Source organism: Motilibacter deserti (genome assembly GCF_011250635.1).
In the GTDB taxonomy this organism is placed as follows: domain Bacteria; phylum Actinomycetota; class Actinomycetes; order Motilibacterales; family Motilibacteraceae; genus Motilibacter_A; species Motilibacter_A deserti.
The window spans coordinates 1033226-1045770 of the sequence record NZ_JAANNP010000001.1 but is presented as its reverse complement, the minus strand read 5'-3'; the positions used below and the strand labels follow the sequence as shown (position 1 = coordinate 1045770).

General features: G+C 73.1%; 10 protein-coding genes. 5 read left to right on the top strand and 5 right to left on the bottom strand.

Annotation, left to right across the window (positions count from 1 at the left end):
- Positions 1-8 precede the first annotated feature (8 nt).
- Positions 9-986, top strand: a complete 978-nt coding sequence (locus G9H71_RS04860; RefSeq protein ID WP_166278600.1) for an LLM class flavin-dependent oxidoreductase — start codon at positions 9-11, stop codon at positions 984-986.
- A gap of 31 nt (positions 987-1017) precedes the next feature.
- Here the strand turns inward: G9H71_RS04860 and G9H71_RS04855 are convergent, their stop codons facing one another.
- The gene (locus G9H71_RS04855; protein ID WP_166278597.1) at positions 1018-1974 is read right to left on the bottom strand and encodes a hypothetical protein; all 957 of its coding nucleotides are present in this window, start codon (positions 1972-1974) and stop codon (positions 1018-1020) included.
- 97 nt (positions 1975-2071) lie between these two features.
- Between G9H71_RS04855 and G9H71_RS04850 the strand changes: the two genes are divergently transcribed.
- The 4 genes from G9H71_RS04850 (at position 2072) to G9H71_RS04835 (ending at position 6689) form a co-directional block, all read left to right on the top strand.
- Positions 2072-3262 carry a sensor histidine kinase gene (locus tag G9H71_RS04850; RefSeq protein ID WP_166278594.1) on the top strand — a complete coding sequence of 397 codons (1191 nt, stop codon included), beginning with the start codon at positions 2072-2074 and terminating at the stop codon, positions 3260-3262.
- Positions 3259-3945, top strand: coding sequence for a response regulator (locus G9H71_RS24920; RefSeq protein ID WP_166278591.1), 687 nt, complete (start codon positions 3259-3261; stop codon positions 3943-3945). The genes G9H71_RS04850 and G9H71_RS24920 overlap by 4 nt, the downstream gene beginning before the upstream one ends.
- Positions 3946-4097: 152 nt before the next feature.
- Positions 4098-6314, top strand: coding sequence for an MMPL family transporter (locus tag G9H71_RS04840; protein ID WP_166278588.1), 2217 nt, complete (start codon positions 4098-4100; stop codon positions 6312-6314).
- 93 nt (positions 6315-6407) lie between these two features.
- On the top strand, positions 6408-6689 hold the full coding sequence (locus G9H71_RS04835) for a hypothetical protein (protein WP_166278585.1): 282 nt from the start codon (positions 6408-6410) through the stop codon (positions 6687-6689).
- Here the strand turns inward: G9H71_RS04835 and G9H71_RS04830 are convergent, their stop codons facing one another.
- The 4 genes from G9H71_RS04830 to G9H71_RS04815 all read right to left on the bottom strand — a co-directional run bounded on the left by G9H71_RS04830 (position 6690) and on the right by G9H71_RS04815 (position 12319).
- A complete protein-coding gene (locus G9H71_RS04830) occupies positions 6690-7331 on the bottom strand; it encodes a hypothetical protein (RefSeq protein ID WP_166278582.1) in 642 nt (213 codons plus the stop codon).
- Positions 7328-9061 (bottom strand): PHP domain-containing protein, encoded by a 1734-nt coding sequence (locus tag G9H71_RS04825; protein WP_166278579.1) that lies wholly within the window; start codon positions 9059-9061, stop codon positions 7328-7330. The genes G9H71_RS04830 and G9H71_RS04825 overlap by 4 nt, the downstream gene beginning before the upstream one ends.
- Positions 9062-9274: 213 nt before the next feature.
- Entirely contained in the window at positions 9275-11602 is a 2328-nt protein-coding gene (locus G9H71_RS04820; RefSeq protein WP_166278576.1) for a LamG-like jellyroll fold domain-containing protein, read from the bottom strand.
- Positions 11603-11770: 168 nt separating this feature from the next.
- Positions 11771-12319, bottom strand: a complete 549-nt coding sequence (locus tag G9H71_RS04815) for a hypothetical protein (RefSeq protein WP_166278573.1) — start codon at positions 12317-12319, stop codon at positions 11771-11773.
- Positions 12320-12545 lie beyond the last annotated feature (226 nt).

The window sequence follows — 12545 nt, the reverse complement described above, 5'->3', positions numbered from 1 at the left end:
GCTCCCCCATGCGCATCCCGCTGTCCGTCCTCGACCTCGCCCCGATCCCCGCGGGGCAGACCGCCGGCAGCAGCTTCGCCGCCAGCGTCGCGCTGGCGCAGCGCGCGGAGCAGCTCGGCTACCTGCGCGTCTGGTACGCCGAGCACCACAACATGCCGACCATCGCGTCGTCGGCGACGAGCGTGCTGATCGCGCACGTCGGGGCGCAGACGACCTCCATCCGGCTCGGCGCCGGCGGCGTCATGCTGCCGAACCACTCCCCGCTGGTCATCGCCGAGCAGTTCGGCACGCTCGAGGCGATGTACCCGGGCCGCATCGACCTCGGGCTCGGACGCGCCCCCGGCTCGGACCAGAACACGATGTACGCCCTGCGCCGCGACCCCGGCTCGGCCGACTCGTTCCCGCAGGACGTGCTGGAGCTGCAGGCCTACCTGGCCGGGCAGTCCCGCGTCCCGGGGGTCGACGCCGTCCCCGGCAAGGGCTCGAACGTCCCGCTGTACGTCCTCGGCTCGTCGCTGTTCGGCGCGCAGCTGGCCGCGGCGCTCGGGCTGCCGTACGCCTTCGCCAGCCACTTCGCCCCGCAGGCGCTGGAGGCAGCGGTCGCCACCTACCGCCGGCAGTTCAAGCCGTCGGCTCAGCTCGAGGCGCCCTACGTGATCGCCGGGGTCAACGTCATCGCGGCCGACAGCATGGAGCAGGCGAGGGACAACCTCGAGGCGGTGCGGCGGACGATGGCGGTGGGCCTGTTCGGCCGCGGCCGCACCCTCACCGACGAGGAGGCCGACCAGCTGCTGCGGTCCGGCGCCGGCCAGCACGTGGACTCGATGTTCACCTACGCCGCGGTCGGCACCGGGCTCGAGGTCGCGGACTACCTCGACGGGTTCGTGAAGCACGCCGATGCCGACGAGCTCATCACCGTCCACCAGGCGCCGACGACCGAGGGCCGGCTGCGGTCCCTGTCCATCACCGCCGAGGCGCTGCGGTAGTCCTCGCGTCGGGGCCCGCGCGGCCCGCAGATCAGGCCGCGGGGACCTGCCGCACCCGCAGCTCGTGCGCGCCGTCCGGGCGGCTCAGCTCGTAGTAGAGCCACCACTGCCCGTCGAGGACCAGTGCGTCGAGGTAGCGCACCGAGCCCGTGCCCCCGGGCGCGACGACCCAGGGGCCGGCCTCGTCGAGCCGGCGCCAGTCGGTCAAGCAGCCGGAGACGGCGACGCCGCAGCGCTCCTCGTAGTTCTCCTTGTGGGACGCCGACCCGTCGTAGAACCCGACGAACCCGCCGTCCACGGGCACGACCGTGCCCAGTCGAGCCTGGTAGCGGTCCCAGCCGGTCCCCACGCCGAGCACCTCGCCCTGCCAGCGAAAGCGGGTGCCGTCGGTGCTCGTCGCGAGCCCGGTCGGGTGGGTCGTCGCCCCGACGTTGTAGATGTCGGCGGTCCCGTGCGCGTCGGCGGGAAGCTCGGCGCGGGCGGCCGCGTAGCTGGCGAACAGGTACGTCACCGGCCCCGCCTGCACGACGTACGGGTCCTTGACCCCTTCGGTGCCGGTCGTCGCGGCGGTCAGGACGCCGCGCCGGGTGCTCACGTCGAAGCCGGCGGGGTCGTCGGCCTCCACCGCGTCGATGCGCCAGCGGTTGTCGGCCGGGTCGACGTAGCTGACGTAGAGCACGTAGCCGCCGCCCGGGCGGCGGGTCAGGCAGAAGCGCTCCATCGAGGACGTGCCCAGCTCGTCCTTGTGCACCGACCAGACGTCGGTGAAGCGCACGCCGTCGGAGCTGGCCGCGACGGCGCACCGCCAGCCCCGCTCGGGGGCGGCGCCGCGGGGCCGGCGCTCTCGATAGGTCAGCCAGAACCGGCCGTCCTCGTGCAGCACACCGGGGCACCCCGCCCAGTAGCCCGGCTCGTCGCGCTCGGGCCCGCGGACGAGGGTGCCCTCCAGCGGGTCGAACGGGGCGAGCGGCAGGACGTGGCGGGTCATGATCGCGGACGCTAGCAGCGGGGCAGCGGATCGTCCCATCGTCGAGGCAACGCTGTCTCGCGACGTGGGACGCGGCGCCGGACCTATCGTGAGGCCCATGCGCCTCCTCGCCACGGTCAAGGCGTGGCTGCGCGTGCACCCGCTCGCGGCCGACGCCCTGCTCGCGCTGCAGGTCCTGGTCCTCGCCTACCTCGTCCCCGACGACAAGCCCGGGCACATCGCGCCGCCGGACGCCGGCACCCAGGCCTTCGTGATCCTGGGCTGCGCCGCGCTCGTGCTGCGCCGCCGCTACCCGTTCCCGGTCTGGGCCGCCACGGTCGTCTGCGGCGGCCTGGGCGTCTGGCACGCGGGCAGCCCCACCACCGCCAACCTCCCGACCGTCGTCGCCCTCGGCTCGCTCGTCGTCCGCACGCCGCGCCGACGCGCCTTCGAGCTCGCGTCCGTCACGGCCGCGGTCTCCATCGCCGCGCTGCTCCTCGCCGACCTGGACAACTGGGAGCAGGGGGAGACGTACGGCGCGGTCACGTGGAGCGCGCTCGCCACCGCGGTGGGGCTGGCCGTGCAGAGCCACCGCGCGGTCCTCGCGGCCGCGGAGGAGCGCGCGCTGCGCGCCGAGCAGTCCCGCGAGCAGGAGGCCCAGCGCAGGGTCGCGGAGGAGCGGCTGCGCATCGCGCGCGAGCTGCACGACGTCGTCGCGCACCACGTCTCGGTCGTCAACGTGCAGTCGGGTGTCGCACTGCACCTGCTCGACACCGACCCGGCCCAGGCGCGCGAGGCGGTCGGCCACGTACGTGGGGCGAGCCGGCAGGTGCTCGAGGAGATGGGCGCCCTGCTCGGCGTGCTGCGGACGAACGAGGACGGCGCGCCGGTCACACCCGCCCCGGGCTTCGAGCGGGTCGGCGAGCTCGTCGAGTCGATGGGGAGGGCCGGGCTGCGCGTGCACTGGGAGGTCGTCGGCCAGCCGGTCGCGCTGCCGGCGCTGCTGGACCTGACGGCGTACCGCCTCGCCCAGGAGTCGCTCACGAACGCCGCCAAGCACGGCACCGGAAGTGCTGAATTCGAGATCAGTTATCTGCCCGAGGTGCTCGTGCTCATGGTGAGCAACCCGGTGTGGGGCAGGGGTGCGAGCGGCGACGGGACCGGTCACGGGCTGGTGGGGATGCGCGAGCGCGTGGAGGCCGTCGGCGGGACGCTCGACGCCGGCGTGCAGGGCGGCCACTTCGTCGTCCGCGCCGAGCTCCCGCTCGCGCCGAGGGCCGTGACGGGGACGGCAGGGGCGCCGCGGTGACGATCCGCGTCGGCCTCGCCGACGACCAGGCGCTCATCCGCGCCGGCTTCGCCGCCCTCATCGGCAGCGCCCCGGACATGCAGGTCGTCGCCCAGGCCGGAGACGGTGCCGAAGCGGTCGAGCAGGCCCGCCGGCTCCGCCCGGACGTGATCCTCATGGACATCCGCATGCCCGGCACGGACGGGCTGACGGCGTGCGAGCAGATCACGACCGACCCGGAGCTTCCCGGCGTCCGCGTGATCGTGCTGACGACGTTCGAGGCCGACGACTACGTCCTCGCGGCCCTGCGCAAGGGGGCGAGCGGCTTCCTCGGCAAGGGCGTCGAGCCCGTCGACCTGCTCGACGCCGTGCGCGTCGTCGCGGCCGGCGAGGCGCTGCTGTCGCCGCGCGCGACCGCGAGCCTCATCGCGCGGTTCCTCGCGCAGCCGCAAGAGGCCGCCCCGCAGGTCGTGTCCCCGGAGCTGACGTCGCTCACCGAGCGCGAGCGCGAGGTCGTCGTGCTCGTCGCCCTAGGGCTGAGCAACGACGACATCGCCGCCCGGCTCACGGTCTCGCCGCTCACGGCGAAGACGCACGTCAACCGGGCCATGACCAAGCTCGGCGCGCGCGACCGGGCGCAGCTGGTCGTGATGGCGTACCAGTCCGGGCTCGTCCGCGCCGGCGACGCCATACCTCAGGCGTAGCCCGCGCTGCGACGTACTGCAGGCGTAGTACGCGCGATTGCCTGCTCGCGGACGACGCCTCGCGCCGCCGTTCTCCGCATGCTGGACGACGTTGGACTCGGCCCGTCCGTCGCGCGGGCGGCCGAGCTGCATCGAGCTCGGGAGAGACGTACATGGCACGGCATCTGTATCGGCTGGGGCGCCTCGCGTTCCGGCGAAAGAAGTCCTTCGTGGGCGCCTGGCTGCTGCTGCTCGTCGTCCTCGGCGGGCTCGCCGGCGCGTTCTCGCGCAGCGCCGACGCCCAGCTCACCATCCCCGGAGTGGAGTCGGTCACCGCGACCGAGCTGCTGCAGGAGCGCTTCCCCACGGGCGGCGCCGGCGGGGCGACCGCGCGCATCGTCGTCGCGGCGCCCGCGGGAGAGCAGGTCACCGACCCCGAGGCCAAGGGGCAGGTCGAGTCGGTCCTCGCCAAGGCCGCGCAGGCCGACCAGATCGTGGCGGTGAGCGACCCGTACGCCGCCTCCGCGGTTTCGCGGGACGGCCGCGTCGCGTACGCGACGGTGACGTACGGCGTGCAGGCCGACGCGATCACTGACGCGGCGCGCGAGCAGCTGCTGGCGGCTGCCGAGCCGGCCCGGGACGCGGGCCTGCAGGTGGAGTTCGGCGGCGAGGCCACGCAGGCCGTGCCGGAGCAGGGTGCCACCGAGGCGATCGGCGTGCTCGTCGCGCTGGTGGTGCTGGCGGTCACCTTCGGCTCGATGCTGGCGGCCGGCCTTCCGCTGCTGACCGCGCTGATCGGCGTCGCCGTCGGGAGCGCCGGCGTCTTCGCCCTGTCGGCGGTCGTCGACCTCACGAGCACCGCGCCCACGCTGGGCCTGATGATCGGGCTCGCGGTGGGCATCGACTACGCGCTCTTCATCGCGGTCCGGCACAAGCAGCAGCTGGCCGACGGGATGTCCCCGGAGGAGTCCGCGGGGCGCGCCGTCGGCACGGCCGGCAGCGCGGTCGTCTTCGCGGGTGCGACGGTCATGATCGCGCTCGCCGGGCTCGCGGTGGTCGGGATCCCGTTCCTCACCACGATGGGCCTCGTCGCCGCCGCGATGGTCGGCGTCGCCGTGCTCGTCGCGCTGACGCTCGTCCCCGCGCTGCTCGGTGCCGCCGGGACGCGGTTCAACCGCTGGCCGGTGCCCGGCCTGCGCGGCCGGCAGGCGCGGCTGACCGCGAACGAGGGCTTCGGCACCCGCTGGGCACGCGGCATCACCCGACGACCACTTCCGGTGTTGCTCGCCTCGGTCATCGGCCTCGGCGTCGTCGCGGTGCCCGCGCTCGACCTGCGGCTCGGAATGGGCGACGAGGGCGGCCTCGCCGCCGAGACCACGCAGCGCAAGGCCTACGACCTGCTCTCGGAGGGCTTCGGCCCCGGCTTCAACGGGCCGCTGACCGTCGTCGTCGACGCGACGTCCGCGGACGACCCGCAGGGCGCCGCCGCGCAGACCGTGCAGACCTTGAAGGGCCTGCCCGGCGTCGTCACCGTCACCGACGGGGTCTTCAACGAGGACGGCACGACCGCGATCGTCACGGTGGTGCCGCAGGGCGGCCCGTCGGAGGCGTCGACCAACGACCTGGTCGAGGCCATCCGCGACGAGCGCCCGGCGCTCGAGCAGGCGACGGGCGCCGAGCTGTACGTCACCGGCAACACCGCCGTCGGCATCGACGTGTCCGCCAAGCTGCTGGGGGCGCTGCCCGTCTTCCTCGCCGTCGTCGTGGGCCTCGCCCTGCTGCTGCTCGCCATCGCGTTCCGCTCGGTCCTCGTGCCGCTGAAGGCGACGCTCGGCTTCCTGCTCAGCCTGGCGTCGACGTTCGGCGCGCTGGTCGCGGTCTTCCAGTGGGGCTGGCTCGCCGACCTCATCGGCGTGCAGCAGACGGGCCCGATCCTGAGCTTCCTGCCGATCCTGCTCATCGGCCTGCTGTTCGGGCTCGCGATGGACTACGAGGTCTTCCTCGTGAGCCGGATGCGCGAGGACCACGTGCACGGCGCGTCGCCCGACGAGTCGGTGATCGGCGGCTTCCGCCACGGCGCCCGCGTCGTGACAGCGGCAGCACTGATCATGGCTTCGGTCTTCGCCGGCTTCGTCTTCGGCCACGACGCGACGATCAAGAGCATCGGCTTCGCGCTGGCCTTCGGTGTCGCGGTGGACGCCTTCGTCGTGCGCATGACGATCGTCCCCGCGGTCATGGCGCTGCTCGGCACCCGCGCCTGGTGGCTGCCGCGCTGGCTCGACCGGCTGCTGCCGAACGTCGACATCGAGGGCGCGAGCCTCGAGCGGCACGACGCACGGGAGGCCCTCGAGAAGGACGACCCGCGCGACGAGGAGCTCGTCCTGCGCTGACCTCTTGGGACAGCGACCGGCGGGCCGGGCGGAATGCCGGGCCCGCCGCGCGCGCTGTCACAAAGGTCGGACCAGCGATCGAGAGGTGGGCGGATGACGGCCAGCCAGTTCCCCACCGGCCCCCAGGTTCCCGAGCGGGCCCACGTGTCCGGCTCGGACACGTCGATGGAGGTGGTGGTGCCGGTCCGCGACGTCACCCGAGCCGAGCGCGCACCGCAGCCGGGGCGTACGCGGACGCTGGTCTACCTGTTCGCCGACCGGCCCGATGCGCCCGGCGCCTTCCCCGTGACGCACGACGCGACGACCCACCACGCGACGACCCGAGACGCGACGGAGCACGGCGCGGCCGGCGCGCGGCCCGTGCGCGACGAGTAGTCAGTGACCCCCGCACTGCGGCGGGTTCTCCATCTCCCACGGAACCAGCTCGCGCGGGCCGGGGGAGCTGCAGTGCAGCACCATCGCCCCCGCACGCAGCCGCGGCCGCACGAAGCCTCCGACGACGCGCAGCGTGCTGTCGGGCTCGTACGCGCCGGACAGGCATTCGATCTGCTCCACCGCGGACGCGGTGAGCACCTCGGCGAGCGGTAGCTCCCCGACCAGCGCCTGCTGCCCCGGGAAGACGACGACCTTGCCCTCGCTGCGGGTGGCGTGCTCGACCGCCGCTTCCCGCGCGCCCCGCCGGCCCTGGTCCGGCCCGCGGTGCAGGGTGACCGGGCCGGGGCCGATCGCCGCCAGGGCCACGTCCTCGCCCAGTGCGGCCGCCAGGCCGGCGACCAGCTCCGGTCCGGCAGGGCCGGCCGCCGCGAACGAGACGGAGACGGCCACGTGCCGCCAGGGCGAGCTGACCAGGTGCGTGCAGGCGACGACGCTCGGGTCGTTCGCCGCCACGACCCTGACCAGGTCTGCGAGCAGGTGCTCGGCGTCATGGGCGTCGGCGTCCAACCGGGTCGCGCCGACGACCCGCCGTCCCGCTGGCGCGGCGGCCAGCGGGACGGCGGGAACGGCGGTGTCGATCACGGCGTGACGTTCACCCAGATCGGGTTCGTGTAGAACCACAGGTCCTCCCACGGGCTCCCCTGGCCCGGGATGTCCATGGCCGGGCCTTCGGGGTCGACGGACGCGCCGTAGAAGCCCACCCCGGTCCGGTTGGCGTCGGTGCCGCGCAGCCGGACGTAGAAGGCCTCCTCGACCGGGCGGAAGCGCATGGACAGCTCGACGCGTCCGGAGGCCTGGCTGACCTCGAAGGACTCCACGACCGTCGTCTGCGGCGCGCGGAAGCTGTCCTTGTCCGTCGACAGGCCCGTCACGGCGCCCGCGATCGCGTCGACGCGGCGCAGCCGCGGCATCTCGCCGGCAAGGTTCGGCCGGCTGGCCAGGTCGATCGTGACCTCGAGGTCGACCCGCGAGCCCCGGGGCACCGTGAGCACGCCGCCGAGCGTGGCGGTGCGCTGCTCGCTGCCGCGCAGCCGCAGCCGCACGTCGATGCCGTCGATCAGCTGGCCGTGGTCCACCCAGATGCGGCCCGCACGCAGGCCGGACATGACGTCGAGGTAGCCGAACCTGCTGACGCCGACGTGGGTACGGCTGTACTGCCCCGGCCAGAAGTCCGAGCGGTCGAGCTGCGGCACCCCCGAGTCGATCGGGTCGTTGTACTGGCCCAGCGTGTTGAAGTCCTCGCCGGGGCCGAACGCGCCCCGCACCAACCGGTCACCGTAGTTCGAGTGGCTGTCGGAGTTGGCCGTGATCCACCACGGGCGCCCTTCGGCCAGCAGCGAGTCCCACAGACCGCCGACGGTGGCGGTCATCCAGTCGAAGCCGCCGTGGGTGCGGTAGGACGCCAGCGGGTAGGCGGGGAAGCTCGCAGCGCCAGGGGAGTTGCCGTACGCGCCACGGGCCCCACCCTCGAGCTGGGCGGCCTGGTGCCCGGGAGCGCCCTCGAAGCCGGTGAAGATGCCGGGGGCGGCGTCGCGCCAGCCGCGGATCTCGTGCGGGCTGTCGATGCCGAGGCGGGCGGGGTGGTTCGCGAACATGATCGCGTCCTGCACGCGGCCGGCCTGCTTCTGCTGGGCCATCCACTGGATACCCGTGATGGCGAGCGCCTCGCGGGCGGGCGTGGTGGGCGCCCCCGGGACGCCGCTCGACGTCCCGGTGACGGAGCCGTCGAACGTGTTCTCGAACTCCTTGAGCACCGCGACCTCGTTGGGGCCGGGGGCCACGAAGACCGTGCCGTGCTCGGCGGCCGGGATGTTCCACTCCAGGCCCTGGAAGACGAGCGTGCGCGGGTTGGCCTCGCGGGAGGCGACGATCTCCGGGTTGACCTTCTCCACGCCGATCTTCGCGTGGGCGGCGCTGCCGTGGTCGGTGACCACCATCCAGTCCAGGCCGTACTCGGCGGCGCGACGGGCCTGGTCCTCGACGCGGTACATGCCGTCGGAGCTGAACTGGGTGTGGATGTGGTGGTCGCCGGCGACGTACGTCAGCTCGTCGTCCTCGACGGCCTTGGCCTTGCCCCCGGAGGCCGCGGCGGCGGTGCCGACGCCCGTGCCGAAGACGCTCATCGCGCCGGCGCCCGCGCCGAGCAGCCCGGCGTTGCGGAGCAGCGTGCGGCGGGACAGGTCCCGCGGGCTGAGCTCGGAGTCCGGGATCGATGTGTCGACGGCCTCGGGCGTCGGGTGCGCGGACCCGTGCCCGTGGTCGTGGTCGTGGTCGTGGTCGTGGTGGTGGTCGTGCCCGTGGCTGTGGCCCATGTCGGGGACTGCTCCTTGTATGGCCGCCGGAGGTCGTTGCCCCTGAACAGTGCTCCCGCGACGCTGCGGTTCCCGGGTCAGCAAGGGACGGGCGGATGAACCGCACGTGAACGCTCGGCGCTGAAGGGGTCAAGCCGCGCTGAACCACAGCAGCCGGGCGAGAGGGGACAGGGCCGCCCCGCGGTGCGGAAGCGGCCCTGTCCAGCACTGTCGTCAGCGGTCGTACGGCTTGAGGAACTCCTTGAGCTGAAGGGCGCGGGTGCAGACGCGCACGTCGCCGATCCAGCCGTAGAACCCCTGGCCGAACGTCTCGTTCGACTGGGTCGCGCCGATGACGAACGGCTTGCCGAGGGTGTGAATGCCGCGGGCGGACGCCGCGGGGTTGCGGGCGATCTTCGAGCCGTTGACGTAGACGGTCGAGCGCTTGCCGTCGTTCACGATCGCGACGTGCTGCCACTCGCCGGTCGGGAGCGCGTGGCTCCAGTGCGTCGGGTTGTTGGCCACGTCGAGCTCCGGGTAGAGCACGAACTGCAGGAACCGCTCGCCGGAGAGGTTGAGGCTGCACGGCGGCTCGTTGGGCGTGTAGCCGCTGGTGCGGCCGTTGTTGCCCTCCCAGCTCAGGATGCCCATCCACGCGTGGCTTCCCACGAACGGCTGGGGCAGCTTGACGAACGCCTCGATCGTGAAGCCGGACAGGAACTTCTCGCTGTTGATCTTCGCGTTCTGCACCGACTCCAGGATCGCGCCCCGGTTGGGCCCCTGCCCGCCGTTGAAGCGCAGGCTGGCGTGCGCGGGCTGGCCCTCCATGTGGTCGTCGGACCAGCTGAGGACCGACGAGCCGGGCGGGACCGGGCCGTTGGGGTCGTTCGACAGCTGGAGCTCGGCCAGCTGGATCAGCGGGTCGCCGTTGTTGGCGGTGATGCTGAGCCGGTAGTACGAGTACGCCCCGGGCGTGGCCACCTGATACTGCTTCGTCAGGCCGCGGCCGGAGAACGTCTGACCGGACTGGGTGTCGACGGTCGTCCAGGCGCTGCCGTCGTTCGAGCCCTCCAGCCTCCAGTCGCGCGGGTCGCGGCCGGGGGCGTCGTTGCCGCTCGTGAGGGCGTAGCCGACGACCCGGACGGCCGCGTCGAGGCGGTAGCGGACCCAGCCGGTGGTCGCGCGGACCAGCCACTTGCTGCCGCCGTTGACGTCGTTGAGGTTGACCGAGGTCTCGCTCGGCGGGTTCTCACCGCTCGCGGTGATCTCGACGACCCGCGACGCGATGCTGCCCGGGATGCCGAAGGGCGTCCCCACCTGGCCGATGTACTTGCTGACGAGGTCGTTGCCGTTGCCCGTGAGGTCCTTGACAGTGACGCCCGCCGCGACCGTGGCGCCCGCGGTGCCCGCGCCCGCCATGCCCGCTGCGTCGAAGCGCCAGTACGCCAGGGTGCCGCGCGGCATGACCGCGCTCGCCGGGCGCGGCCCGGGCGCGACCACCGGGGCGAAGCCGCTGAAGCGCTCGGCGAAGTCGATCTCGATGCTGAAGCGGTCGTCGTCGCCGGTGAGCTCGATCGTCTCGGCCTCGAGCGGCGTGCGCTTCTGCGGGTCGCGGTTGAGGAACCACGGGGCGATCGTCTCGACGTCGACCACGTTGCGCACGAGGTCGAAGTGGTAGAGCCGGATCATGCCGGCGCCGCCGTAGTAGCGGTCCTGGTAGTTCGTGATGTGGGCGTGGACCGGGTGCCCGGCGTTGTTCGTGAGGACCGTGCGCGCGGGCGGCCAGTAGTGGCCGTTGAGGGTGAGGAAGACCTGGTCGTTCTTGCGGATCAGGTTCTCCCAGAGGTACTGCCCGTTCGACGACAGCGCGGCCTGGCCGCCGGTCGTCGGTCCCACCAGGTCGTGCGTGGTGAGGATGACCGGCAGGCTCTTGTTGGCGTCGATGACGCCCTGCGCCCACGCGACGCCCTTGGCCGAGAGCCGCCAGTCCAGCGCCAGGATCAGCCAGTCGCGGTTGCCCGCGCGGACCACGTGGTAGCTGTTGTAGCCGTCGGGCGAGGCGCCGCGGAAGGTCGGCATGCCCGCGAAGCGCTGGGGGCCGAAGGCCCGCAGGTACGGCGTGCTGCCGCGCTGGTCGTCCCCGGAGACGTCGTGGTTGCCGCCGAGGACGCTGTAGGGCATCTGGTTGGACAGCCCGGCGTCGAACGTCTGCGCGGCGAGGCTGATCTCGTCCTGGGTCCCGTGCTCGGTGACGTCACCGAGGTGGGTCATGAAGACGATGTTGTCGTCCTTGCGCTGCTTGAGCAGGTAGTGGAACGTCTCGGCGAGCGGCGTGGGATCGGAGGCGTCGGAGTCGAAGAGGTACTGCGTGTCGGGCAGCACGGCCAGCGTGAAGCGCGGGCTCTCGGCATCGATGCGGCCGTACGGCGCGCTGTCCGCGGACGCGGTGCCGGGGGCGACGATCGCGGGGAGCGTCGCGACGGCGGGGGCCGCCAGCGCGGCGCCCAGGAGCGAGCGGCGGGAGAGGCCGGTCGTGGACGAGGTGTCGGCCGAACTGGTCATCAGGTCTCCGGGGGCAGGGTCTGGGACGTGCCGACGCTGCAGCCTGCGCCCGACGGGAAACCCGCGTGCGAGTGAACGAGCTCCCAAGATTCCGCGAATGCCGAGTGGCGGGTCGTTGGAGCGGGCCTCCGCGGCCGGCACCGGTCGTGCCGGCCGCGGGAGCGCGGGTCAGCCGGCGTCGTTCTGGAACGTCAGCCGGTCCAGGTAGGCCCAGTCCCCGCCGCCCCACTCGTCGTTCTCCAGGGAGATGGAGACATTGCGGGACTGTCCGGGGGCCACGTCGACGACGACGGTCCGCTGGTCCTCGAGGTCCTGCGTGCTGCAGCTGGTGCCTTCGTACAGTTTCAGCGTGACGGTCGCGCGGATCGTGCCCGACGGCAGCGACGTGGGCCGGCTCGCGGACATCGTCAGCTCGCTGCGCACCTCCCCGCCCACGCAACGGTGATCGACGAGCGTCGCGGCGGGGCCGCCCTGGGCGAGATGGAGGTCCGGCCAGTTGGCGTAGTTGAAGGTCTCGCGGGTGTCCCACCAGCTGTAGGGCTCGTCGTCCTCGAACACCGTGAGGTTCCCGTAGGTGAAGTCCAGCGTCCGCAGCCCGGTCGCGGCGTCGGCGGTGCCGGAGGCTCCGCCGAAGACGCTCACCGCCATGGCGCCTGCGCCGACGAGGGAGAGGACGCGGCGGACGGAGTCGTTGGTGTGCTCGATCTTGCGCGGCATTGGGGTGCCCTTCGGCTCGGCCCTGCAGGTGTGGCAGGGGACGTCGCCGTCCCGGTCGGAGCGGCCCTTCGAGCATCGGGGCCGCAACGCCCGCGCGCATGGGTAGGCGCTACTCGTCCGTTCCCGCGCTCCTACTCGGTGCTCCGGTGCAGGTACTCAATCCGCACGCCCCACGTATCCACCACCGGCCCGGGCTCATCCGCCGGCTCGTGGTCCGCAGGCCGGG